This window comes from Escherichia sp. E4385 (genome assembly GCF_963883145.1).
In the GTDB taxonomy this organism is placed as follows: Bacteria; Pseudomonadota; Gammaproteobacteria; order Enterobacterales; family Enterobacteriaceae; genus Escherichia.
This window is the reverse complement of record NZ_CAWOOJ010000020.1, coordinates 40,730-66,318: the sequence shown is the minus strand read 5'-3', so window position 1 is coordinate 66,318 and position 25,589 is coordinate 40,730. Positions and strand designations below refer to the sequence as shown.

Genomic DNA, 25,589 nt, shown 5'->3' with positions numbered 1-25,589 from the left:
GATTTATGGCAGATAACAAACCAGAGCTACAGCGTGGGCTGGAAGCTCGACATATCGAACTCATCGCCCTGGGGGGCACCATTGGCGTTGGTCTGTTTATGGGGGCCGCTAGCACCCTGAAATGGGCCGGGCCATCTGTATTGTTGGCCTATATCATCGCCGGGCTGTTCGTCTTTTTCATCATGCGTTCAATGGGCGAAATGTTGTTCCTCGAACCGGTTACCGGTTCGTTCGCCGTTTATGCGCATCGTTACATGAGCCCGTTCTTTGGCTATCTCACTGCCTGGTCTTACTGGTTTATGTGGATGGCTGTGGGGATCTCAGAAATCACCGCCATTGGCGTTTATGTCCAGTTCTGGTTCCCGGAGATGGCGCAGTGGATACCCGCATTGATCGCAGTGGCGCTGGTGGCACTGGCGAATCTGGCAGCGGTGCGGTTGTACGGTGAAATCGAGTTCTGGTTCGCGATGATCAAAGTCACCACGATTATCGTGATGATTGTCATTGGTCTGGGCGTGATTTTCTTTGGCTTTGGCAATGGCGGGCAGTCGATTGGTTTTAGCAATCTCACAGAGCATGGCGGTTTTTTTGCGGGTGGCTGGAAAGGTTTCCTGACCGCATTGTGTATTGTGGTGGCGTCCTACCAGGGCGTGGAGCTGATTGGCATTACTGCCGGTGAAGCGAAGAATCCGCAGGTGACGCTGCGCAGTGCCGTAGGCAAGGTGTTGTGGCGAATCCTGATTTTCTACGTAGGCGCGATTTTCGTTATCGTCACCATCTTCCCATGGAATGAAATAGGCAGCAACGGCAGCCCGTTTGTACTGACTTTCGCCAAAATCGGCATTACCGCAGCGGCGGGCATTATCAACTTTGTGGTGCTGACGGCTGCGCTCTCTGGCTGTAACAGTGGCATGTACAGTTGCGGACGTATGCTCTACGCGCTGGCGAAAAACCGTCAGTTACCGGCGGCGATGGCGAAAGTTTCCCGTCACGGTGTGCCGGTTGCAGGAGTGGCGGTATCCATTGTCATCCTGCTAATTGGCTCATGCCTGAACTACATCATCCCTAACCCACAGCGCGTGTTTGTCTACGTCTACAGTGCCAGCGTGCTTCCGGGCATGGTGCCGTGGTTTGTGATTTTGATAAGCCAGCTGCGTTTTCGTCGTGCACACAAAGCGGCGATTGCCAGCCATCCGTTCCGCTCAATCCTGTTCCCGTGGGCCAACTACGTAACAATGGCATTCCTGATTTGCGTTTTGATCGGTATGTACTTTAATGAAGATACCCGTATGTCGCTGTTTGTCGGCATCATCTTCATGCTGGCGGTGACGGCGATTTATAAAGTTTTTGGCCTTAATCGCCACGGTAAAGCGCATAAACTGGAGAAATAAGCAGCAAAGCGCGCAAACCGTAACCAAACGCGCATTTTATTTAAAAAGGGACTAGACAGAGGGGTGGGAAGTCCGTATTATCCACCCCCGCAACGGCGCTAAGCGCCCGTAGCTCAGCTGGATAGAGCGCTGCCCTCCGGAGGCAGAGGTCTCAGGTTCGAATCCTGTCGGGCGCGCCATTTAGTCCCGGCGCTTGAGCTGCGGTGGTAGTAATACCGCGTAACAAGATTTGTAGTGGTGGCTATAGCTCAGTTGGTAGAGCCCTGGATTGTGATTCCAGTTGTCGTGGGTTCGAATCCCATTAGCCACCCCATTATTAGAAGTTGTGACAATGCGAAGGTGGCGGAATTGGTAGACGCGCTAGCTTCAGGTGTTAGTGTTCTTACGGACGTGGGGGTTCAAGTCCCCCCCCTCGCACCACGACTTTAAAGAATTGAACTAAAAATTCAAAAAGCAGTATTTCGGCGAGTAGCGCAGCTTGGTAGCGCAACTGGTTTGGGACCAGTGGGTCGGAGGTTCGAATCCTCTCTCGCCGACCAATTTTGAACCCCGCTTCGGCGGGGTTTTTTGTTTTCTGTGCATTTCATCACTCTCCCTTCGCAATAAACGCCCGTAGTAACTCATTGCCACACGGTATGATTTCGCCCTTAACTTATTGAAGGATGACTTCAGGCAAGGAGCAACCATGCTGCAACAGGTTCCAACGCGTGCGTTTCACGTGATGGCGAAACCGAGCGGTTCCGATTGTAATCTGAACTGTGACTACTGTTTTTATCTCGAAAAACAATCCCTTTACCGTGAAAAGCCAGTCACTCATATGGACGAAGACACGCTGGAAGCGTATGTCCGTCACTATATCGCCGCCAGCGAACCACAAAACGAAGTCGCTTTTACCTGGCAGGGCGGTGAGCCAACGCTGATGGGGCTGGAGTTTTACCGCCGAGCCGTGGCGCTACAGGCGAAATATGGTGCTGGCAGGAAGATAAGTAACAGCTTCCAGACTAACGGCGTGCTGCTAGATGATGAATGGTGCGCGTTTCTCGCAGAGCATCATTTCCTTGTTGGCCTGTCGCTGGATGGTCCGGCTGAGATCCACAATCAATATCGCGTGACCAAAAGCGGCAGACCAACGCATAAGCTGGTGATGCGTGTCCTGACGCTGCTGCAAAAGCATCATGTCGACTATAACGTGCTGGTCTGCGTTAACCGCACCAGCGCGTTACAACCTTTGCAGGTCTATGATTTTCTGCGTGATGCGGGCGTGGAGTTCATCCAGTTTATTCCGGTAGTGGAGCGTCTGGCTGATGAAACAGCTGCCCGCGATGGACTGAAACTACATGCGCCCGGCGATATTCAGGGCGAACTGACGGAATGGTCGGTGCGCCCCGATGAGTTTGGTGAGTTTCTGGTGGCGATATTCGACCACTGGATCAAACGCGACGTCGGCAAGATTTTCGTGATGAATATCGAATGGGCGTTTGCCAATTTTGTTGGTGCGCCTGGTGCGGTTTGCCATCATCAGCCAACCTGTGGGCGCTCGATGATTGTTGAGCACAACGGCGACGTTTACGCCTGCGATCACTATGTTTATCCGCAATATCGACTGGGGAATATGCTTCAGCAGACCATCGCAGAAATGGTAGATTCTCCGCAGCAGCAGACTTTTGGTGAAGATAAATTTAAGCAGTTACCGGCGCAGTGTCGCAGTTGTAACGTGTTAAAAGCGTGCTGGGGAGGCTGCCCGAAACACCGCTTTATGCTCGATGCCAGCGGCAAGCCAGGGCTGAATTATTTATGTGCCGGGTATCAGCGTTATTTCCGCCATCTACCGCCGTATCTTAAAGCAATGGCTGATTTGTTGGCGCACGGTCGCCCGGCCAGCGACATTATGCAGGCGCATTTGATGGTGGTGAATAAGTAAAAAAGCGGCCATTTTGTGGCCGCCTGCGGTTGATTGCCGGATGCGGCGTAAACGCCTTATCCGGCCTACATGATCGTGCAAATTCAATAAATTGCAGAGTTCTGTAGGCTGGATAAGATGCGTCAGCATCGCATCCAGCAAAGGCAGATCACTGCGATAGCGCCGGATTAGTCAGATTTAATCTGTGCGCGTGGAGGATATTTCTTCAGGATCTCCATATACGCGTGCATTTCGGTTTGCAGTGGTACTCCCATCGGGATATGGCGCACGCCGATAGAATCGCTTTCCTGTGGATCGGTGTAGAGGTTAAACACCGACGATCCGGCTGTTTGCATTACCGTGCCGGTGAACCCACCCTGATACCCGCTCTGGGTATAAGCGTAAGGCTGCTGAATCAGGACGTGATACTTGAACTCATCCATACGCACAGCAGAGAGTTTGCCGTTGAGGAAGTAGTGCTCGGCCTTACGGTTAGACTGGCCGTTTGTTCCCAGGAAGAAAGATGTCTGGTCTACACCATCGATAAAGGTGGTTTTCGGCACTAAATTCGCCACTTTCGCCCCAGGATGCCCCGCCAGATCCAGTGCTGTTGGGAAGAGATCTGCCAGATCAACAATACCGTCAGATTTACGCGGTTGGATCATGCCTTTCCAGTACACGAAAGTCGGAACGCGAACGCCGCCTTCCCAGGTAGATCCTTTCGCTCCACGGAACGGTGTGCGACCGTGCGGAGGCACTTCGGCTTCCGGACCGTTATCGGAGGTGAAGACAATAAGCGTGTTATCCAGCTGACCGTTTTTCTCCAGCGTTTTGTAGAGATTAGCGAACACATCGTTCATCTCTACCATGCAGTCACCATACGAGGTGCGTGCCGGAGAGCTACCCGCATATTTGGCGTTCGGGTAGTTATCGAAGTGACAGCCGCGAGTGCCGTAATAGAGGAAGAAAGGTTTATCACTCTTCGCCATCTTGTCGAGGAACTTAACGCCATATTCCATCCAGCGTTGATCCAGGTCTTCCATATATTTCGGCGTGATGTCAGCAATGGCCTCCTGTTCGCCGCCGCGTACAGCATGAACATCATCTTTGCTAAATGGTAATTGCTTGATGTATTCAGAACGGTCCGGACTCAGGGCGACTTCCGGGTTGACGTGAACATCGCGCCATTCGGTATACATATCGGACACGGAGTTGAAGCCACGGAAATCATCAAATCCGACGTTCTGCGGCTGCGACTCTTTGTTTTCCCCCATATGCCATTTCCCGATAGCCTGGGTGACGTAACCCTGGTCGTGCAGCAATTGCGGCAGGGTGGTTAACCCTTGCAGACCGCCCGGTTGCCCGTACATCGGCGGCATCAGAATGCCGTGGTGGATGGAGTATTGTCCGGTGAGAATGGTGGCGCGGGTAGGGGAAGAACTTGGTTGAGAATATGCAGAGGTTAAAATCAATCCCTGGCTGGCAACGGCGTCAATATCTGGCGTTGGGTTACCTACCGCCACGCCACCGCCATTAAAGCCGACATCCATCCAGCCCACGTCATCCAGTAAGAAAACAACCACGTTCGGTTTCTTACCGGTCTTTTTCTCTAATTCCGCCAGCTTCTGCTGGGTTTCTTTATCCTGTGCCGGATGCTGCATCACAGGCATCATATTATCGGCAATGGTGGTCGCCGGTTTAACCAGGTACTGGTTAGGGTGATCATACCCGGCATAGCCTTCGCGCGTGGTAGCGGTTGACGGGGTATCTGCAGCACTGGCCAGCAAAGGAATAGCGGCGGCGATTGCGATCACCAGTAGTTTGGGTGAAAACGAAATTTCCATGCAAAATGCTCCGGTTTCATGTCATTAAATGGATGACGTAATTAAGCATTGATAATTGAGATCCCTCTCCCTGATAAAATGGGTATATAAATAATTATGATGAAAATATATTATTTATTTGCCATGAGAATGAATCGAAAGATCAGGAGAGCGTTTTCAATCCTACCCCTGGTGCGGGGGATATGTAAGGCAGGTTTATTGCATAGTGTTGATTATTGATGCTGTTTTTGATTAGGAGTGTAATTAATATATATATTTGTTATTGAATATTTTTAACAATTCACAGTATTTATAATTAAAGAGAGTAAGGTGCTGGATAATATTTGTTCAGGTAATTATTGCGAATGAAAGAAACCTGGATTGCAGAATTTTCTCATAACAAGTATTAAAGGATGTTATTTCCCGGGCCTGTATGGCATAATAATTGGGTAGATGCTCATTTCATCTCTTATGTTCGCCTTAGTGCCTCATAAACTTAGGAATGACGCAGAGCCGTTTACGGTGCTTATCGTCCACTGACAGATGTCGCTTATGCCTCATCAGACACCATGGACACAACGTTGAGTGAAGCACCCACTTGTTGTCATACAGACCTGTTTTAACGCCTGCTCCGTAATAAGAGCAGGCGTTTTTTTATGGCTGAATAAACAACAGGCTACGTCTCTCTTGCGTCATTGGTTGTGCATTTAGCACCCTTACAAGAGAGCCTACCGTGACGATGGGAAGAAACTGATTATTCTCTATTCCGGTTAAATCGCGTCCGCAGCGAGCGGCGATATCTTCGACCAGCTCTTCTAACTCAACGGCATCGTTTACCAAATCCAGATCTTCGTCCAGTTTATCGTCGGCTTTAAGTGGCAGTGGGTAGCCGATATAGCCGTTTTCTTGCAAGGTATTCCACACAGCCCGAATGATCCATGTATCTACGGTACGAGGGTTAAACTGGCGTGCAAACTGACAAATGGAAAGCCCCTGACGTTTATCGGCCATGATTCGGCGTTTCTCGAGGAGCTTGATTTTATCCTGCTTCGCGGCGGCTATCAGAGACACAATAAAAAGTGATAACCAGAAGATGAAGGTGTTGCCCGTACGCACGAAGGAAATAGTCAGCCAGCCTACGCCAGCCAGAGCAGCACATATCAAAAAGCAGAGTAACAACCTTACCCGAACAGGATTACTTTCAGGTGATGGCAAGCGGAAAAGGTAGCGGGAAGGCATGCGCATTTTTGACATCCTTGTAAAAAAATATCGCCTCTGAACGAGGCGATATAAATTACTGCGGCGGGTTGTTCTGCAACGTCAACATCAAGCCGTCGCGGCGCATCGATGCGGCTTCTTCTGGTTTGTGCAGTCTGTCCAGCGCGTCGGCAAGCCATGCGTAATCGTAGGCGTCCGGGCGTTGTTTCAGCGCCGCGCGGAAGGCGAGCGATGCTTCCTGCCATTCACCGTGTTTCATCAGCGACTGACCCAGTGTGCTCCACAACAGCGGGCGATCGCCCACGTTTTTGATCTGTTGGCGCAGTACTTTTTCCAGCTGTTCTGGGTTATTAGTTTTCAAACGTGGGATCGGCAGCAGTAGGCGATCATCATACTGGCGTTTCAGGCCGTCGATGATAATTTGCTGGGCAGTATCATGATCGTCACATTCAATAAGATGTTCCGCCATTGCCACCTGCAAAGCCACCTGATGACGCGTTTTCCGGCTTTGGTTTTTCCACCAGTTACGTAAACCTTCGCTGCCGTCATCGGCCCGTGCCTGATTCATCAGACCAATCCATGCCTGTTGTTCCAGCATTGCGCGATGTTCTTCATCACCAACGTGGGCTTTCGCCATTGACGGGATTATGTCCAGCAGTGAACTCCACGCGCCGGTACGGATATACGCTTGTTCTGCCAGACGCAGCACTTCCGGATGGCGTGGTGTGACTTCGAGTAACTTATCCACGCCGTGGCGTGCCGCATGATTTTCATTACGCGCCAGTTGCAGGCGAACGCGGGCAATTTCCACCGGAATGGTGTCGTTACCCGCCAGTTCTGCTGCACGTTCCAGATGCTGATTGGCGCGCGCTTCATCCCCGCGTTGCTGTGCGGCTTCGGCAGCCAGCAGGTAGTTCACCACCGGCTGTTCAGCGTGATCGGCATTTTTTGACATCAGCTTTTCAACTTGCTGATAATCGCCTTCCGCTAGTTTTAGCAGCGCTTGTTCAGTCTGCTTACGTGCGCGGCGACGCTTACGTCCGACAAACCAACCCCGGGTGTGCGCGCCGGTGCGGAAGATCCGCCGCAGTAGCCACTCAATGGCAAACAGCACGACCATCGCCAGAATCAAAATGATCGCCAGGCCAGTCACGCTGGTTTCGATATTGTAGTTGTCGGTCTGGATCAGTACGTAACCCTGATGACCGGCAATCATCGGGCCGACCACGATCCCCGCAATCAGCAACACAAAGAGCAATAACACTTTTAGCATGGTTATTCTCCTTGCGGCGCGGCTGCCGGGGCATCAGCTTGCGGTGCAGGTGCAGGTGCAGGTTTAGCTTCCGTTGCCCCTGCTGCCGGTTGCGCCAGCAGGTTACGCACGCGAGTCTGCATCAGTTTTTCCAGCATCGCCTGGCTTTGCAGTGTTTCCGGGAGATCCATCGAGATATTTTGCTGGCTTAACTGGTCCACCTCGTCGAGAAACGCTTTGGTGGTGGCATCTTCAGTATCGTAATAAGCACGAACCCAGGTGGAGACGTTCTCCAGCGCCTGGCGGTACGTCTCTTCCTGATGACGCGGCACTGCTTGTGCGGCGACCAGCAGACGGGAACGAATATTTTCGCGCAGATAGATATCCTGATTCGGCGCTAACAGCGGTACGGCAGTATCATCACGACGGCGAATCGTAATGAAGTTGTCCATAAAACTCTGCCAGCTTTTTTGCAGATTGACGCGCCATTCGCTGATGGAGCTGGAAAGCTCTTCACCATCGGAATCCATTGGCGAACCGTCGCTATCATTGTCGGCCAGACGCAGGTTATCCACTTGATTAGAGAGCTGATTCAACTTGAGGATAATGCCGTCATAATCCACCTGCGTTACCGCAGAAAGGCTGGCAATATCATTGGTAATTGCCCGACGAACAGCAATAAGGCTGGGGTCATTCATATCTGCCAGGCTGGCATCAGCGCTTTTCAGTAACGCTGCTGCGGTGGTGACGTCCTGATCGCTCCAGAGTTTACGTCCGGCAAGTTTTACCAGAAAGTCCGCCTGTGCCAGAAGCCAGGTTTTGGCATCGCTACCAGAGATGGTAGCGACCTTTTGTTGGACTTCATCCAGCTGTTTTGCCAGCGTTTCTTGCTGTCGATTCGCCTGCTCTAACTGTACAGCCTGTTGCTTAATAATGCCTTCCAGCTCCGCTTTTTGGCTTTCCTGGGCTTTTTGCAGTGCCGTGAGTTGGCTCGCCAGGGCATCGCTGGTGGCAGTCTGACTGACGGCCTGTTGTTTACCCCAGCCATACAAACCGACGCCTGCTGCCAGAGCAATGGCGATAGCCACCGCACTGAGAATCAGAGCGGTACTATTCTTACTCTTCTTTTCTGCAACGACAGGTTGTGGCGTGGTGTCCACGGCCTCCCTGGTATCTTCAACCACGGCGGAGGTTTTTTCTTGTTCCGTCATTATGGCTTCCTGTTATGAGAGTTATTGTAATGCCCGTAAAAGCGCATCGTTGTCAGCGTTATCGGCGACCTTAATGTCATTCCAGCCCAGTTCCCGGGCGAGTTTCGCCAAACGCTCACTGACGACCAAAAGCCGACAGCGTAGTAACCAGTGCTCACGATACCATTGTGGGATCAATGACCAGAGTTGATGCAACATTTCACCGCTGGTAACAACGACGGTCGTCACCTCGCGGGATTGCCAACGCATCGCCTCTTCTGCACCGTCATAATGAATGGCGCACCGTTGATAACATTCACAAAAAGTGACTTCAGCACCGCGTGCCGTCAGAGTTTCTCCTATCAGCTCACGACCGCCGTTGCCACGTAATATCAGCGCACGTTTGCCCGCAATACTTTGTAATTCCGGTAATTGTAGCAAGACTTCACTGATTTCCCGATCCTGCGGATAACGAACCTGGTGCCCGCTCACGGTATGCAGCGCCAGCGCAGTGGTGCGGCCGATGGCGAAATAACCAGCAAGTAATGGCCATTTAAGAGCTTGCTGATGCAGTTGTGATTGGGCAAAAGCAACGGCGTGTTGCGAAAGGGCAAACAATAGATCGCCTTTACCAAGTGCTGATAGCTGGTCGGCAAGTTGTGGTAATTGCCGACCCGGGGAAAACTCTATCAGCGGAAAATGCCAGGCCACCTGCCCCAGTGTGCGCAGACGGCTCACTAACTCTTCTCCAGCTGGAGATGGGCGGGTGACCAGGATACTCATGCTGGCGCGTCTCCGTTGTAGACTTCAGCGAGAATCTCCCGTGCGCCGTTATTCAGTAGCTCTTCCGCCAGTGAAATCCCCATTTGCTCGGCATCCTGCGGCGCACCGCGGCGTTCACCACGAATAATCTGCGAACCGTCCGGCGCACCGACCAGCGCACGCAACCAGATTTTGCCGTCGACAAGTTCGGCATAGCTGCCAATCGGCACCTGACAACCCCCTTCCAGACGGGTATTCATCGCACGTTCAGCGGTGACGCGTAGCGCGGTTTCATGGTGATTAAGTGCGGCAAGAAGCTCGCGGGTACGCGTATCATCAAGGCGGCATTCAATACCTACGGCACCTTGTCCGACTGCCGGAAGAGAAATTTCTGGGGGCAGCGCAGCGCGAATGCGGGACTCCAGCCCTAAACGTTTTAATCCAGCCACGGCAAGAATAATGGCATCGTATTCGCCGTTATCCAGCTTGCTAAGGCGTGTTCCAACGTTCCCACGCAGAGAGCGGATAATCAGGTCCGGGCGGCGTTCCGCCAGTTGGCACTGGCGACGTAAGCTGGAAGTCCCGACGATACTGCCAGCCGGTAACGCATCCAGATTGTCATAATTATTGGACACAAAGGCATCACGCGGATCCTCGCGTTCGCAAATGGTGACCAGCCCCAGACCTTGCGGGAATTCAACCGGCACATCTTTCATCGAATGTACGGCGATATCGGCGCGGTTTTCCAGAAGCGCGACTTCCAGCTCTTTAACAAATAAGCCTTTTCCGCCTACTTTCGCCAGCGGCGTATCAAGAATTACATCGCCGCGCGTCACCATCGGTACTAGTTCAACGACTAATCCCGGATGGCTCGCCATCAACTTGTCTTTGACATAGTGTGCCTGCCAGAGTGCAAGTGGGCTTTGGCGTGTGGCAATTCTTAAAACATTGTCTAACATGCTTGTTACCGTCATTATCATCCGTGGTCCATCCTAACATCCTTGCTGGAGCGATGTCAGTGTTGTGGTGAAACGTTGACGTTAATGCAAAACGTAAATTGAATCCTGACAGGCGCTTCAAGCCGTCGTAATAAGGAATTTACAGAGAATAAACGGTGCTACACTTGTATGTAGCGCATCTTTCTTTACGGTCAATCAGCAAGGTGTTAAATTGATCACGTTTTAGACCATTTTTTCGTCGTGAAACTAAAAAAACCAGGCGCGGAAAGTGGTAACAGTTACCTTTGACATACGAAATATCCCGAATGCCGCGTGTTTCCGTTGATGTTGCCGGAATCACAGACATGACGGGTAGCAAATCAGGCGATACGTCTTGTACCTCTATATTGAGACTCTGAAACAGAGACTGGATGCCATAAATCAATTGCGCGTGGATCGCGCGCTTGCTGCCATGGGGCCTGCATTCCAACAGGTTTACAGTCTGCTGCCGACATTGTTGCACTATCACCATCCGCTAATGCCGGGTTACCTTGATGGTAACGTTCCCAAAGGCATTTGCCTTTACACGCCTGATGAAACCCAACGCCACTACCTGAACGAACTTGAACTGTATCGTGGAATGTCAGTACAGGACCCGCCGAAAGGCGAGCTTCCGATTACTGGTGTATACACCATGGGCAGTACTTCGTCGGTAGGGCAAAGTTGTTCCTCTGACCTGGATATCTGGGTCTGTCATCAATCCTGGCTCGATAGCGAAGAGCGCCAGTTACTACAACGTAAATGTAGCCTGCTGGAAAGCTGGGCCGCCTCGCTCGGGGTGGAAGTTAGCTTCTTCCTGATTGATGAAAACCGTTTCCGTCACAACGAGAGTGGCAGTCTGGGGGGCGAAGATTGCGGCTCCACCCAGCATATACTGCTTCTTGATGAATTTTACCGTACCGCCGTGCGTCTCGCCGGTAAGCGTATTCTGTGGAATATGGTGCCTTGCGACGAAGAAGAGCATTACGATGACTACGTAATGACGCTCTACGCGCAGGGCGTGCTGACGCCAAATGAATGGCTGGATCTCGGCGGCTTAAGCTCGCTTTCCGCTGAAGAGTACTTTGGTGCCAGCCTTTGGCAACTCTACAAAAGTATCGATTCCCCGTACAAAGCGGTGCTGAAGACACTGCTGCTGGAAGCCTATTCCTGGGAATATCCGAATCCACGCCTGCTGGCGAAAGATATCAAACAGCGTTTGCACGACGGCGAGATTGTGTCGTTTGGCCTCGATCCGTACTGCATGATGCTGGAGCGTGTTACTGAATACCTGACGGCGATTGAAGATTTCACCCGTCTGGATTTAGTACGCCGCTGCTTCTATTTAAAAGTGTGCGAAAAACTCAGCCGTGAACGCGCCTGCGTAGGCTGGCGTCGTGAAGTGTTAAGCCAGTTGGTGAAAGAGTGGGAATGGGACGATGCTCGTCTGGCAATGCTCGATAACCGCGCTAACTGGAAGATTGATCAGGTACGTGAGGCGCACAACGAGCTGCTCGACGCAATGATGCAGAGCTACCGTAATCTGATCCGCTTTGCGCGCCGCAATAACCTTAGCGTCTCCGCCAGCCCGCAGGATATCGGCGTGCTGACGCGTAAACTGTACGCCGCGTTTGAAGCATTACCGGGTAAAGTGACGCTGGTAAATCCGCAGATTTCACCTGATCTCTCGGAACCGAATCTGACCTTTATTTATGTACCGCCGGGCCGTGCTAACCGTTCAGGTTGGTATCTGTATAACCGTGCGCCAAATATTGAGTCGATCATCAGCCATCAGCCGCTGGAATATAACCGTTACCTGAATAAGCTAGTGGCCTGGGCGTGGTTTAACGGCCTGTTGACTTCACGTACACGCTTGTACATTAAGGGCAATGGCATTGTTGATCTGCCGAAGTTGCAAGAGATGGTGGCCGATGTGTCGCATCACTTCCCATTGCGTCTGCCCGCACCGACGCCAAAAGCGCTCTACAGTCCATGTGAAATTCGCCATCTGGCAATAATTGTTAATCTGGAATATGACCCGACGACGGCATTCCGTAACCAGGTAGTACATTTCGATTTTCGTAAGCTGGATGTTTTCAGCTTTGGTGAAGAGCAAAAATGCCTGGTGGGTAGTGTTGACTTGCTGTACCGCAACTCGTGGAACGAAGTGCGTACGCTGCACTTCAACGGTGAGCAGTCGATGATTGAAGCCCTGAAAACCATTCTCGGCAAAATGCATCAGGACGCCGCACCGCCCGATAGCGTGGAAGTCTTCTGCTACAGCCAGCATCTGCGCGGTTTAATTCGCACCCGCGTGCAGCAACTGGTTTCTGAGTGTATTGAACTGCGTCTTTCCAGCACCCGCCAGGAAACTGGGCGCTTCAAGGCACTGCGCGTTTCTGGTCAAACCTGGGGTTTGTTCTTCGAACGCCTGAATGTATCGGTACAGAAACTGGAGAACGCCATCGAGTTTTATGGTGCTATTTCGCATAACAAACTGCACGGCCTGTCAGTGCAGGTTGAAACCAATCACGTCAAATTACCGGCGGTGGTGGACGGCTTTGCCAGCGAAGGGATCATCCAGTTCTTCTTCGAAGAAACGCAAGACGAGAATGGCTTTAATATCTACATTCTCGACGAAAGCAACCGGGTTGAGGTGTATCACCACTGCGAAGGTAGCAAAGAGGAGCTGGTGCGTGACGTCAGCCGCTTCTACTCGTCATCGCACGACCGTTTTACCTACGGCTCAAGCTTCATTAACTTCAACCTGCCGCAGTTCTATCAGATTGTGAAGGTCGATGGTCGCGAACAGGTGATTCCGTTCCGAACCAAATCTATTGGCAACATGCCGCCTGCCAATCAGGACAACGATACGCCGCTATTACAGCAGTATTTTTCGTGATGAGCTAGCCGGAAAGCGAGGCTTATCCGGCATGCAATCTTAGCGGAAACTGACTGTTTCCCCCGCTTGCTGCGTTGCCGCCTGTTCCAGCAAATCCCAGAAGGTTTCACCGCTACGGTCGCAAATCCACTCATCGCCTTTCAGATCAAAATGGTAGCCGCCCTGTTTGGTTGCCAGCCATACCTGGTGCAGCGGTTCCTGGCGGTTGATAATGATTTTGCTGCCGTTCTCAAAGGTAATGGTCAGCACGCCACCGTTGATTTCGCAGTCAATATCGCTGTCGCCATCCCAGTCGTCCAGATGCTCTTCAATGGTTAGCCACAGTTGGTCAGCCAGGCGATGAAATTCACTGTCGTTCATTGTTGTATCCTGTTTTTAAGTGATGGCGGCAGTATAGCGGCATGGGGTCAGGGCTTCAAAGGTTGCTCAATGTCTGGTGTTTTGCGGCACTCTTCCTCCGTCTTCAGGATGATGATGTCATTATTGGATGAAAACATGTTCTGATCCAGATTACCTGTCCTGGCCGGACAGGGCGATGCGGTTCGATAAAGTTGGCTACCGATCCAGGTATAAACATAGCGATTGTCATAAGCGAAACGTTCGCTGGTCTTCAATGGTCCATCAATAGCAAAAATTTGAATATCATCGCGTAAACGGGAAGAGCGCATAAAGTAGCCATGGTCTTTCCCGGCGTTAATACGTTGTTTCAGGAAAGGTGCAGAAGAGTCAAGTGTTATGATTTCCAGGGTGTCTTCACCAAAAGGAGACAATTTCGCAATGTACAGATGATTTTTGTACTGCGCGACACGATCGGTGATGGGATGAAATGCTTTTGGGTCAATATCGGGGAGTTTCTCCCATTGACTCCATTGCTGGTCTGTAGAGCGAAGCTTACGCCAGCTAACATCGGTTTCGCCGACGAGAAAAGAGCTTTCGCCATCAGAGTATTGAGCAATGTTAACGGATGAGTTATAGGGGATTCCCGTTGGAATAAACGCACCATCCTCAAGAAGTCTGCCGTCCAACTCTCCACTACGGTAGTCTGCCCAGTAGCCATAACCTGAATGTTCGGTTTTCCATGTCACCCGCACGGTTTTAGTATTGGGTGTTGGGTAGCGCCACAGCTGTGAGCCATCGAATGCGTAAACATAACGATCGTCGTGTGCATACCATTTCTTGTAATGGGGGCTATCGTTAAGGTGAGACTCACGCTCATCAGGAACACGATAATCCATCAGGATAAGCGGCCCGGAAGACTCGAATACCTGGAGACCATCTTCTTCTTCGCCATCAACTGGTAATTTGGTCAGTAAATAGCCGTGAGTTCTTCCCGCGTTAAAGCGTTTATCAATCACTAAATCAGGATTATCCAGCGTGATGATATCCAGCCTATTTTCGCCAAATTCTGTCTTATTAATGGTGTACAGCTTGTCCTGATAATGCGCGACAGTCTTGCTAAGAGGGTGAAATTGTTCTGGATCGAGGCCGGGTAGGACTTCTTGCTGGCATTCTGGCCCTTTGCGCCATGAAACGTAGTGTTCCTGTAAATTGAACGCTGCGCAGCTATTTGCCCTATCTTTGTCCAGATTTCCCTGATTCAGCACCTTCCGGTGCAGGCCGCTTTTATCTCGCCAGCTCAATAACGACCCCGGCATCCAGCGCACGACAGTAAATGTCTCTGGGTCGGCTTTAAGCTGTTCGCCATTGATTATGATTTTGGTCCGTGTACGGGCTAATGTATCCCAGGGGCCAAATGGCACGGCAACGCAGGGGTTAAACGTGGTGGAAAACTTTCCTCGCTGATCCCAGGACTTCTGCGCCAGTACGCGGAAACTCTCGGGGTCAGCGAGGCGATGCCCATCAACATATAAGAAATTAGCGTCACGTAATATCAGCCCCAGAAAGTCAGGTTTCCAGGGGGAACGGAATTTCACCTGATGCAGCGTTTTGATATCTAAACTATTTTCTCCACCATTGTCATCGGTGCGCTTGCCTTCGAAATAGAGACTGTGTTTATCTGCGGCAAAATCACCCCATGCCTTGAACGAGGCGACATCGACGGGAGGTTTGTCTGGCGGGTTTTGCACAACTTCACCCGCGTAGAGGATATTGCGACCATCGCTATGCCAGGAATAATGAGGATACCAGGCCTGTGCGCCCTCATAGAGGTAGTCGGTTGTCAAATCAGTCAGAGGCGGTTCTTTATCCCATTCGTCTAGTGTTGTTGGGTCTATTAATAAATTAGGTAAACGACGCAAACTCTTGTAATTCACGTCAGGTAGAGAAAGATTTGTTTCCTGATAAGGGCGCAGGTACACCACGCCTTTTCCCTGTTTCTGGTAAATATTATGTTCAGGCTCATCAAGCCGACATCCCCATGCCGATGATAAGAACAACGAACAAGACAACAAACAAACCACATTGCGATAGCGCATAAAGCCATCCTGGCGGGGAATCTCATCCACAAATCCCCGAGTAAATCCTGATCCGCAACCCGAATACGTTTGTCATCATGAAATCCGATCCCATAACTCTATTCAGGTTGGCCTCTTCGGTTATTTAACCATCATTTTATTGGTCACACTTGTCCGGAAGCACCAGTTTTCGCTCCCGCTCTGTTTCTTTATAGTAAGCCTGTGCCGGGCAGTCACTGGCATGTCGATAAAGCTGATCGCCATCCCAGGTATAAACATAACGATCGTCCCAGCCCAGCTTCTTGTCGACATGCATTTTCCCAAAGGTTTCAAAGACTTGCACGCTTCCTGGCTTATACAAATGAATAAAATAACCGTGCTTTTCCCCGGCGCTGAGTCGGCTATCTATCTGCAAATCCGGGGTATCCAGCTTGATGATTTCCAGATCTTCTTCGCCAAAGAATGACATTTTTACCACGTACAGGCGGTCCTGGTACTGAGCAATTCTCTCGGTCAAAAGATGAAATTGTTCCGGATCTACACCGGGCAGTGTCTCTTTCACACAATCATTACTGCGATTATATGTATTGCTCCATTGAACATTGTCTTCATTGAGCATAAACGTTGCACAGTCGACTTTTGGCAGCCTTCCGGCTCCGCGACCAAATGATAAACGTTTCATTCCGCGCTTATCGCGATAAATAAGCAATGAGTCGGGATACCAGCGAATTAACTGGAAACTGTCCGCATCAGCGTTAATAGGGTCGCCATTAAGATAAATTTTATTGGCAAAGCGAATAAGAATATCTGAGGAATTATCACGCTTATAATGCCTGTCAAATTCAGGGCTTCGATCCCAGGATTTTTCTCCCAACAGTGTCATACCGCTGGCGGAACCCTGCGGTATACCTTTTAAATAGAGAGTATTTTTATCCGTTAATGTGGTGGAGTTCCTGCCACTATTCATTTTGAGCGTTGCCAGGTCGACTCCGTTATTACTGGCGACGCGTTTGCCGTCAAAGTAAATACTGTTTTTATCGACGGCAAAACGATCGTATGCACGAAAGCTGGCGATATCGATAACCGGTGTGCCTGGCGGGTTAATCACCCGGTTGCCGCGCCAGAGCATAACGTGACCATCGGTTACCCAATGAAAATGTTCGTCATCAATATCGGATCTGTCGCTGTCAAAGTATTCTTCTTGCTTACCATTTAAATCCGCCGCTTCGCGCAGATTCTCCTTATTTATACCGGAGAGAGTGGCATAAACTACCCATTCATACGAATGATTAATCCAGGAAAAGCTTCTGTAGACTACCTCGTCTCTCTTACCGTAGCTTTGATCATAACTCCGGGGAGCTGCGGCCTGCGCTGTTGAGATACCCCACAATAATGAGGCGAGAACGAATATATGTTTTCCTGACATCATGTCACCCCGCGGTTATTGATTTTTCTTTGGTGAGAAATAAGCATTTGCATATTTCCCTTCCAGGGTGACGAGGACGCCACCTGTCCAGGATTTCGCTGAACCATATCCGCTTTTGTAATGTTGCCCGACAACATGCGCATATTGCGGCCACGACGTGGCATAACGATAAAGCTGTGTACCCGTAAATACGTAAACATAGCGATCATCGCGGGCAAACCAGTTGGGATTGTATTGTGCGTCTTCGGTATGCGCTTCCCGTTCCCGTGGAATGTGTTCATCCAGCAGTACCAGGGGGCCTGCGGATTCAAACACCTCAACTTTCCCCTCTGTCGTAAGCAAATAACCGTGGCGCTTACCGGCGTTAAAACGACGGTTAATAATCAGGTTGGGATCATCAAGCGTAATCACTTCAAGCGATCGTTCGCCAAACTCAGATATTTTTACGGTGTAAAGGCGATCCTGATACTGCGCCGTACTTCTATTGAGAACATGAAACTGCTCGGGATCGAGGCCGGGAATCATTTCCATAATGCAACTGTCGTCGTTCCAGCTCTGACGCCAGGTCACCTTATCTTCCAGCATATTGAAATTGGCTGAACAATCCTTACTAGCCAAAACGTGTTCGGGGGGATCGACATTCTTTTCACTAAGGTCGATATGCTTCGTGCCGTTTTTATCGCGGTAAATGAATTTTGTGCCAGGGATCCAGCGAACAACAGCGAAAGTGGTCGGGTCGGCGTCCAGTGCATGACCATTGATAATGACTTGTTTTGTCGTGCGCGCTAGCGTATCCCAGGGACCAACAGGCCCGGCAGCGCAAGGGTTTATGGGAGAAAACGCACCACGCTGATCCCATGATTTTTGCGCCTGAATAGTAAAACTATCCGGGTCATCCGCCCGATGACCGCGCAGATAAAGATAATTTTTATCCCGCAGAACATCTGCGAACTCTGGATCGTAGTACTCGTACCATGGCTCGCTGATGCCTACCGCATCCAGCGTAGCCATATCCACCCCCCGGTTTGCCTCGGTACGCACGCCGTCAAAATAAAGGCTGTTTTTATCTGCGGCGAAGCGACCAAAAACGCGGAATGTTGCTACATCCACTGGCGGTACATCTGGCGGATTACGCACAATTTCGCCCGCCCAAAGGATATAACGACCATCTGAATGATAAGACGAGCGAATCATGGAGGCATTTACCGTCTCAGAGTAATAGTCAGTGGCGAGATTGGTAAGCGGTTCCTGATATCTCCAGTAGGGATCTTTATCCGGCGATTTTGACAGATCGGCTAACCGACGCAGCAGCTGAAAATTGACCTCTGGCAGTTGAGAGAGAGTGCGCGTTGATTCAAAGTTATTAAAGACATAGGCCACACCACGCCCTTGCTTTTGATAAGCGAGATGGTCTGGCATGGGAAGCCTACATCCCCATGCCGACGATAAGAACAACGAACAAGACAACAAACAAGCCACATTGCGATAGTGCATAAAGCCATCCTGGCGCGAGGTGCCGATCACGAAACTACCAGCAAAACATAAATCCCCGCGTGTAAGCGTTATACTCGCAGCAATTCCTCACTTTTCAGACTTCATAAAGAGTCGCTAAATGCTTGCTTTTACGCCTTCTCCTGCGATGATAGAAAGCAGAAAGCGATGAACTTTACAGGCAATCCATAATGAAAAACGTGTTTAAGGCACTCACTGTATTACTTACTCTCTTCAGCCTGACGGGCTGCGGTCTGAAAGGTCCGCTCTATTTCCCGCCTGCAGATAAAAACGCACCGCCGCCGACCAAACCGGTAGAGACGCAAACGCAATCCACGTTGCCGGATAAAAACGACCGCGCCACAGGCGATGGTCCATCCCAGGTGAATTACTAAAAGTCAGTTTCTGTACCCGCGTGATTGGAGTAAATGATGCAGTTCTCGAAAATGCATGGCCTTGGCAACGATTTTATGGTCGTCGACGCGGTAACGCAGAATGTCTTTTTTTCACCGGAGCTGATTCGTCGCCTGGCGGATCGGCACCTGGGGGTAGGGTTTGACCAGCTGCTGGTGGTTGAGCCGCCTTACGATCCTGAACTGGATTTTCACTATCGCATTTTTAATGCTGATGGCAGTGAAGTGGCGCAGTGCGGCAACGGCGCGCGCTGCTTTGCCCGTTTTGTGCGTCTGAAAGGGCTGACCAATAAGCGCGATATCCGCGTCAGCACTGCCAACGGGCGGATGGTTCTGACCGTCACCGATGATGATCTGGTCCGCGTAAATATGGGCGAGCCCAACTTCGAACCTTCCGCTGTGCCGTTTCGCGCTAACAAAGCGGAAAAGACCTATATTATGCGCGCCGCCGAGCAGACAATCTTATGTGGCGTGGTGTCGATGGGAAATCCGCACTGCGTGATTCAGGTCGATGATGTCGATACCGCGGCGGTAGAAACGCTTGGCCCTGTTCTGGAAAGCCACGAACGTTTCCCGGAGCGCGCCAATATCGGTTTTATGCAAGTGGTTAAGCGCGAGCATATTCGTTTACGCGTTTATGAGCGTGGGGCAGGAGAAACCCAGGCCTGCGGCAGCGGCGCGTGTGCGGCGGTGGCGGTAGGGATTCAGCAAGGTTTGCTGGCCGAAGAAGTACGTGTGGAACTCCCTGGCGGTCGTCTTGATATCGCCTGGAAAGGTCCGGGTCATCCGTTATATATGACGGGTCCGGCAGTACATGTTTACGACGGATTTATTCATCTATGAAGCAACCAGGGGAAGAACTACAGGAAACACTCACGGAGCTTGATGACCGGGCGGTTGTCGATTATCTGATTAAAAATCCTGAGTTTTTTATCCGCAATGCGCACGCAGTAGAAGCGATACGTGTGCCGCATCCGGTACGTGGTACCGTTTCGCTGGTCGAGTGGCATCTGGCTCGCGCGCGTAACCATATTCATGTTCTGGAAGAGAACATGTCGCTGTTGATGGAACAGGCTATCGCCAACGAAGGCCTGTTTTATCGCTTACTCTACTTGCAGCGTAGTCTCACCGCCGCCAGCAGTCTCGACGATATGCTGATGCGTTTTCACCGCTGGGCGCGTGATTTAGGGCTGGCGGGCGCGAGTGTGCGCCTGTTTCCGGATCGTTGGCGCTTAGGTGCGCCGTCGAACCATACTCATCTGGCATTAAGCCGTCAGGCTTTTGAACCACTGCGTATTCAGCGGCTGGGGCAGGAGCAGCATTATCTGGGGCCGCTTAACGGGCCGGAGTTGCTGGTGGTGCTACCGGAAGCGAAAGCGGTGGGATCGGTGGCGATGTCGATGCTGGGAAGCGATGCTGATTTAGGCGTAGTGCTGTTCACCAGTCGCGATGCTAATCACTATCAACAAGGACAGGGAACGCAGTTACTTGATGAAATTGCGCTGATGATGCCGGAGCTTCTGGAGCGTTGGATTGAACGCGTATGACCGATTTACATACCGATGTAGAACGCTATCTACGTTATCTGAGCGTGGAGCGTCAGCTTAGCCCGATAACCCTGCTTAACTACCAGCGCCAGCTTGAGGCGATCATCAATTTTGCCAGCGAAAATGGCCTGCAAAGCTGGCAGCAATGTGATGTGACGATGGTGCGCAATTTTGCTGTACGCAGTCGCCGTAAAGGGCTGGGCGCGGCAAGCCTCGCATTACGACTCTCTGCGCTACGTAGCTTTTTTGATTGGCTGGTCAGCCAGAACGAGCTCAAAGCCAACCCGGCAAAAGGTGTTTCGGCACCGAAAGCGCCGCGTCATCTGCCAAAAAATATCGACGTCGATGATATGAATCGGCTGCTGGATATTGATATCAACGATCCCCTCGCCGTGCGCGATCGGGCAATGCTGGAAGTGATGTACGGCGCGGGTCTGCGTCTTTCCGAACTGGTGGGGCTGGATATCAAACACCTCGACCTGGAGTCCGGCGAAGTGTGGGTGATGGGGAAAGGCAGTAAAGAGCGCCGCCTGCCAATTGGTCGCAACGCTGTGGCGTGGATTGAGCACTGGCTTGATTTGCGCGACCTGTTTGGTAGCGAAGACGACGCGCTTTTTCTGTCGAAACTGGGCAAGCGTATCTCCGCGCGTAATGTGCAGAAACGCTTTGCCGAATGGGGCATAAAACAAGGGCTGAATAATCACGTTCACCCGCATAAATTACGTCACTCGTTCGCCACGCATATGCTGGAGTCGAGCGGTGATCTTCGTGGTGTGCAGGAGCTGCTGGGTCATGCCAACCTCTCCACCACGCAAATCTATACTCATCTTGATTTTCAACACCTTGCCTCGGTGTACGATGCGGCGCATCCACGCGCCAAACGGGGGAAATAATGCGTTTTTACCGGCCTTTGGGGCGCATCTCGGCGCTCACCTTTGACCTGGATGATACCCTTTATGATAACCGTCCGGTGATTTTGCGCACCGAGCAGGAGGCGCTTACCTTTGTGCAAAATTATCATCCGGCGCTGCGCAGCTTCCAGAATGAAGATCTGCAACGCCTGCGCCAGGCGGTACGGGAAGCGGAACCCGAGATTTATCACGACGTGACGCGCTGGCGTTTTCGTTCGATTGAACAAGCGATGCTCGATGCCGGGCTGAGTGCCGAAGAAGCCAGTGCAGGCGCACACGCAGCAATGATCAACTTTGCCAAATGGCGCAGCCGAATCGACGTCCCGCAGCAAACCCACGACACCTTAAAACAGCTGGCGAAGAAATGGCCGCTGGTGGCGATCACCAACGGTAACGCCCAGCCGGAGCTGTTTGGTTTGGGGGATTATTTTGAGTTTGTGCTGCGCGCTGGCCCGCACGGGCGCTCAAAACCGTTCAGCGATATGTACTTCCTGGCGGCGGAAAAACTCAACGTGCCGATCGGCGAGATCTTACATGTCGGGGACGATCTCACCACTGACGTGGGTGGGGCAATTCGCAGCGGAATGCAGGCCTGTTGGATCAGACCGGAAAATGGCGATCTGATGCAAACCTGGGACAGCCGTTTACTCCCGCATCTGGAAATTTCCCGGTTGGCATCTCTGACCTCGCTGATATAATCAGCAAATCTGTATATATACCCAGCTTTTTGGCGGAGGGCGTTGCGCTTCTCCGCCCAACCTATTTTTACGCGGCGGTGCCAATGGACGTTTCTTACCTGCTCGATAGCCTTAATGACAAACAGCGCGAAGCGGTGGCCGCGCCACGCAGCAACCTTCTGGTGCTGGCGGGCGCGGGCAGTGGTAAGACGCGCGTACTGGTGCATCGTATCGCCTGGCTGATGAGCGTGGAAAACTGCTCGCCATACTCGATTATGGCGGTGACGTTTACCAACAAAGCGGCGGCGGAAATGCGTCATCGTATCGGGCAACTGATGGGCACCAGCCAGGGCGGCATGTGGGTCGGCACCTTCCACGGGCTGGCGCACCGCCTGCTGCGTGCGCACCACATGGACGCCAACCTGCCGCAGGATTTCCAGATCCTCGATAGTGAAGACCAGCTGCGCCTGCTTAAGCGTCTGATCAAGGCGATGAACCTCGACGAGAAGCAGTGGCCACCGCGCCAGGCAATGTGGTACATCAACAGCCAGAAAGATGAAGGGCTGCGCCCGCATCACATTCAGAGCTATGGTAACCCGGTGGAGCAGACCTGGCAGAAGGTGTATCAGGCGTATCAGGAAGCGTGTGACCGCGCGGGTCTGGTGGACTTCGCCGAGCTGCTGCTGCGCGCTCACGAGTTGTGGCTTAACAAGCCGCATATTCTGCAACACTACCGCGAACGTTTTACCAACATCCTGGTGGACGAATTCCAGGATACCAACAACATTCAGTACGCGTGGATCCGCCTGCTGGCGGGCGACACTGGCAAGGTGATGATCGTCGGTGATGACGACCAGTCAATCTACGGCTGGCGCGGGGCGCAGGTAGAGAATATTCAGCGTTTCCTTAATGATTTCCCCGGTGCTGAAACTATTCGTCTGGAGCAGAACTACCGCTCAACCAGCAATATTCTGAGCGCCGCCAACGCCCTGATTGAAAACAACAACGGGCGTCTGGGTAAAAAACTGTGGACCGATGGCGCGGACGGTGAGCCTATTTCCCTCTATTGTGCCTTTAACGAACTCGATGAAGCGCGTTTTGTGGTTAACCGCATCAAAACCTGGCAGGACAACGGCGGGGCACTTGCCGAGTGCGCCATTCTCTACCGCAGCAACGCCCAGTCTCGTGTGCTGGAAGAAGCACTGTTGCAGGCGAGTATGCCGTACCGTATTTACGGCGGGATGCGCTTCTTCGAACGTCAGGAAATCAAAGATGCGCTCTCGTATCTGCGCCTGATTGCCAACCGCAACGACGACGCGGCCTTTGAGCGTGTGGTGAATACACCAACACGGGGTATTGGTGACCGGACGCTGGACGTGGTACGTCAGACATCGCGCGATCGCCAGTTAACACTCTGGCAGGCGTGCCGTGAACTGTTGCAGGAAAAAGCCCTCGCCGGACGTGCAGCCAGCGCCTTGCAACGGTTTATGGAATTAATCGACGCCTTAGCGCAGGAAACTGCCGATATGCCTCTACATGTACAGACTGACCGGGTAATTAAAGACTCCGGCCTGCGCACCATGTACGAGCAGGAGAAGGGCGAAAAAGGCCAGACGCGTATCGAAAACTTAGAGGAACTGGTGACGGCAACGCGCCAGTTCAGCTACAACGAAGAAGACGAAGATTTAATGCCGCTGCAGGCGTTCCTCTCCCATGCGGCACTGGAAGCAGGTGAAGGGCAGGCGGATACCTGGCAGGATGCGGTGCAGTTGATGACGCTACACTCGGCGAAAGGTCTGGAGTTTCCGCAGGTGTTTATCGTTGGTATGGAAGAGGGCATGTTCCCAAGCCAAATGTCGCTGGATGAAGGCGGGCGTCTGGAAGAAGAACGCCGTCTGGCCTACGTTGGCGTAACCCGCGCGATGCAGAAACTGACGCTGACCTACGCGGAAACTCGCCGTCTGTATGGCAAAGAGGTTTACCATCGCCCGTCGCGCTTTATTGGCGAGCTGCCGGAAGAGTGTGTGGAAGAGGTGCGCCTGCGCGCCACGGTAAGTCGCCCGGTCAGCCATCAGCGGATGGGTACGCCAATGGTCGAGAATGACAGCGGCTACAAACTCGGCCAGCGCGTGCGCCACGCCAAGTTTGGTGAAGGCACCATCGTCAATATGGAAGGCAGCGGTGAACATAGCCGTTTGCAGGTGGCGTTCCAGGGCCAGGGAATCAAATGGCTGGTGGCGGCTTACGCCCGGCTGGAGACGGTGTAATTTACGATCACGTTGCCGGATGCGGTGCGCCACACCGCATCCGGCATCAGCACCTTACTTAGCGCACTTCTTCACATCAATATTCCAGTCAGCACCAGACGCAACCTGATGTTTCTGCGCGAAATTATCCATATTCAGCGCCACGGAAACATTCAACAAGCTGTTCAGATACACCATCGGCTGGCCTTCCGGCACATCGCCGAAGCTGGCGACATACGGCATTTTCCCTGCGTACTTTTGCTGGGAACCTTCGGAAATGGTCACACATAACGTATCGTTGAGTTTGATCCCCGCCTGATTCAACAACTCGTCGCTGATATTGCTCCAGACGTTACCGTACTGAATATCAAGAATCGGGATATTGCCCTTCACTTCACCTTTTGTCGCTTTCGCTTTCTGATAAGGCAGTTCGACAACTTTTGCCGGAAGCTCAGGCCCCACCTGCTCAAAGGAAATCGCTCCGGAAGCCAGACGCGCACCGGTGTAGGCATATACATCGCGACCATGGAAGGTATATGACTTTTCGGAACCTTTCAGGCGGTTGGTTTTTTCATCGATTTGCCGGACGCTCTCAATACCCAGCGATTCCGCCACCAAAGTGAGCGTACCGTTATCTGGTGAAACGAAGTACTGACCGTTTTTGGTTTTCAGCACCACCGATTTACGGTCAGTGCCTACGCCCGGATCGACCACACTGACAAACACCGAACCATGCGGCCAGTAACTGGCAGTCTGATACAGGCGATAAGCACCTTCCCAGATGTTATACGGTGGAATTTCGTGGGTTAAATCAAAGATTTTAAGATTATGGTCAACGCCGAAAGCGACGCCTTTCATCGCCGAGACGGCCCCATCTTTCAGGCTAAAATCCGTTTGTAAAATCAAAGCGTTATCCGCATAAGCGGACGATGATCCCAGACACGTTAATAAAAATAACGTTGCGAGCATTTTTTTCATTTTTGTTTCCCTTCATTTATCTGATGATTTTCCAGCTGTGTAGCCAGCCCCAGTTTGTTTGGCCTCCTCGA

At 51.7% G+C, this 25,589-nt stretch carries 20 protein-coding genes and 4 tRNA genes; 13 read left to right on the top strand and 11 right to left on the bottom strand.

What is annotated here, in order from left to right:
* Positions 1 to 5 precede the first annotated feature (5 nt).
* The 6 genes from thrP (at position 6) to AACS80_RS20835 (ending at position 3,312) form a co-directional block, all read left to right on the top strand.
* On the top strand, positions 6 to 1,391 hold the full coding sequence (gene thrP / locus AACS80_RS20860; protein ID WP_130209408.1) for a bifunctional threonine/serine APC transporter ThrP: 1,386 nt from the start codon (positions 6 to 8) through the stop codon (positions 1,389 to 1,391).
* Positions 1,392 to 1,493: 102 nt separating this feature from the next.
* Positions 1,494 to 1,570, top strand: a tRNA-Arg gene (locus AACS80_RS20855).
* A 58-nt stretch (positions 1,571 to 1,628) separates the two neighbouring features.
* Positions 1,629 to 1,704 (top strand) — tRNA-His (locus tag AACS80_RS20850).
* A gap of 20 nt (positions 1,705 to 1,724) precedes the next feature.
* Positions 1,725 to 1,811: transfer RNA gene (locus tag AACS80_RS20845), tRNA-Leu, on the top strand.
* 42 nt (positions 1,812 to 1,853) lie between these two features.
* A tRNA-Pro gene (locus AACS80_RS20840) sits at positions 1,854 to 1,930 on the top strand.
* A gap of 146 nt (positions 1,931 to 2,076) precedes the next feature.
* Positions 2,077 to 3,312, top strand: coding sequence for an anaerobic sulfatase maturase (locus tag AACS80_RS20835; protein WP_135410612.1), 1,236 nt, complete (start codon positions 2,077 to 2,079; stop codon positions 3,310 to 3,312).
* 167 nt (positions 3,313 to 3,479) lie between these two features.
* On the opposite strand, the gene aslA is transcribed toward AACS80_RS20835, so the two are convergent.
* The 6 genes from aslA to hemC form a co-directional block, all read right to left on the bottom strand.
* Positions 3,480 to 5,135 carry an arylsulfatase AslA gene (gene aslA, locus AACS80_RS20830; protein ID WP_135410613.1) on the bottom strand — a complete coding sequence of 552 codons (1,656 nt, stop codon included), beginning with the start codon at positions 5,133 to 5,135 and terminating at the stop codon, positions 3,480 to 3,482.
* Positions 5,136 to 5,768: 633 nt separating this feature from the next.
* Complete coding sequence (locus AACS80_RS20825) at positions 5,769 to 6,359, bottom strand: hypothetical protein (protein WP_130261204.1); 591 nt, start codon at positions 6,357 to 6,359, stop codon at positions 5,769 to 5,771.
* 49 nt (positions 6,360 to 6,408) lie between these two features.
* Entirely contained in the window at positions 6,409 to 7,605 is a 1,197-nt protein-coding gene (gene hemY / locus AACS80_RS20820) for a protoheme IX biogenesis protein HemY (protein ID WP_130261205.1), read from the bottom strand.
* Between the two features lie 2 nt (positions 7,606 to 7,607).
* On the bottom strand, positions 7,608 to 8,795 hold the full coding sequence (hemX, locus tag AACS80_RS20815; protein WP_138183980.1) for a uroporphyrinogen-III C-methyltransferase: 1,188 nt from the start codon (positions 8,793 to 8,795) through the stop codon (positions 7,608 to 7,610).
* A gap of 21 nt (positions 8,796 to 8,816) precedes the next feature.
* Positions 8,817 to 9,557 (bottom strand): uroporphyrinogen-III synthase, encoded by a 741-nt coding sequence (gene hemD, locus AACS80_RS20810; protein WP_130261206.1) that lies wholly within the window; start codon positions 9,555 to 9,557, stop codon positions 8,817 to 8,819.
* The gene (gene hemC, locus AACS80_RS20805) at positions 9,554 to 10,495 is read right to left on the bottom strand and encodes a hydroxymethylbilane synthase (RefSeq protein WP_130209422.1); all 942 of its coding nucleotides are present in this window, start codon (positions 10,493 to 10,495) and stop codon (positions 9,554 to 9,556) included. Before hemC ends, hemD begins: the two co-directional genes overlap by 4 nt.
* A gap of 373 nt (positions 10,496 to 10,868) precedes the next feature.
* Here hemC and cyaA point away from each other — a divergent pair, with 373 nt between their 5' ends.
* A complete protein-coding gene (cyaA, locus tag AACS80_RS20800; RefSeq protein WP_131162276.1) occupies positions 10,869 to 13,415 on the top strand; it encodes a class I adenylate cyclase in 2,547 nt (848 codons plus the stop codon).
* A 39-nt stretch (positions 13,416 to 13,454) separates the two neighbouring features.
* Here cyaA and cyaY read toward each other — a convergent pair whose 3' ends face one another.
* From cyaY to AACS80_RS20780, 4 genes are all read right to left on the bottom strand, one after another.
* A complete protein-coding gene (gene cyaY, locus AACS80_RS20795; RefSeq protein ID WP_000999936.1) occupies positions 13,455 to 13,775 on the bottom strand; it encodes an iron donor protein CyaY in 321 nt (106 codons plus the stop codon).
* Between the two features lie 47 nt (positions 13,776 to 13,822).
* Positions 13,823 to 15,850: a hypothetical protein gene (locus tag AACS80_RS20790; RefSeq protein ID WP_135410615.1), complete on the bottom strand. Its 2,028-nt coding sequence runs from the start codon at positions 15,848 to 15,850 to the stop codon at positions 13,823 to 13,825.
* Between the two features lie 136 nt (positions 15,851 to 15,986).
* Entirely contained in the window at positions 15,987 to 17,258 is a 1,272-nt protein-coding gene (locus AACS80_RS20785) for a DKNYY domain-containing protein (RefSeq protein ID WP_135410616.1), read from the bottom strand.
* Positions 17,259 to 17,270: 12 nt separating this feature from the next.
* Entirely contained in the window at positions 17,271 to 18,779 is a 1,509-nt protein-coding gene (locus AACS80_RS20780) for a DKNYY family protein (RefSeq protein WP_171021451.1), read from the bottom strand.
* Positions 18,780 to 18,937: 158 nt separating this feature from the next.
* Between AACS80_RS20780 and lptM the strand changes: the two genes are divergently transcribed.
* The 6 genes from lptM (at position 18,938) to uvrD (ending at position 24,561) form a co-directional block, all read left to right on the top strand.
* Complete coding sequence (gene lptM, locus AACS80_RS20775; protein ID WP_021581201.1) at positions 18,938 to 19,141, top strand: LPS translocon maturation chaperone LptM; 204 nt, start codon at positions 18,938 to 18,940, stop codon at positions 19,139 to 19,141.
* Between the two features lie 36 nt (positions 19,142 to 19,177).
* Positions 19,178 to 20,002, top strand: coding sequence for a diaminopimelate epimerase (gene dapF / locus AACS80_RS20770; RefSeq protein WP_001160654.1), 825 nt, complete (start codon positions 19,178 to 19,180; stop codon positions 20,000 to 20,002).
* Positions 19,999 to 20,706 (top strand): DUF484 domain-containing protein, encoded by a 708-nt coding sequence (locus AACS80_RS20765; RefSeq protein ID WP_130209426.1) that lies wholly within the window; start codon positions 19,999 to 20,001, stop codon positions 20,704 to 20,706. Before dapF ends, AACS80_RS20765 begins: the two co-directional genes overlap by 4 nt.
* Positions 20,703 to 21,599, top strand: coding sequence for a tyrosine recombinase XerC (gene xerC / locus AACS80_RS20760; RefSeq protein ID WP_000130691.1), 897 nt, complete (start codon positions 20,703 to 20,705; stop codon positions 21,597 to 21,599). Before AACS80_RS20765 ends, xerC begins: the two co-directional genes overlap by 4 nt.
* Positions 21,599 to 22,315, top strand: coding sequence for a 5-amino-6-(5-phospho-D-ribitylamino)uracil phosphatase YigB (yigB, locus tag AACS80_RS20755; protein ID WP_001213567.1), 717 nt, complete (start codon positions 21,599 to 21,601; stop codon positions 22,313 to 22,315). The genes xerC and yigB overlap by 1 nt, the downstream gene beginning before the upstream one ends.
* Positions 22,316 to 22,398: 83 nt before the next feature.
* Complete coding sequence (gene uvrD, locus AACS80_RS20750) at positions 22,399 to 24,561, top strand: DNA helicase II (protein ID WP_000383407.1); 2,163 nt, start codon at positions 22,399 to 22,401, stop codon at positions 24,559 to 24,561.
* Positions 24,562 to 24,615: 54 nt separating this feature from the next.
* Here the strand turns inward: uvrD and AACS80_RS20745 are convergent, their stop codons facing one another.
* The gene (locus AACS80_RS20745) at positions 24,616 to 25,518 is read right to left on the bottom strand and encodes an SAM hydrolase/SAM-dependent halogenase family protein (protein ID WP_135410617.1); all 903 of its coding nucleotides are present in this window, start codon (positions 25,516 to 25,518) and stop codon (positions 24,616 to 24,618) included.
* Positions 25,519 to 25,589 lie beyond the last annotated feature (71 nt).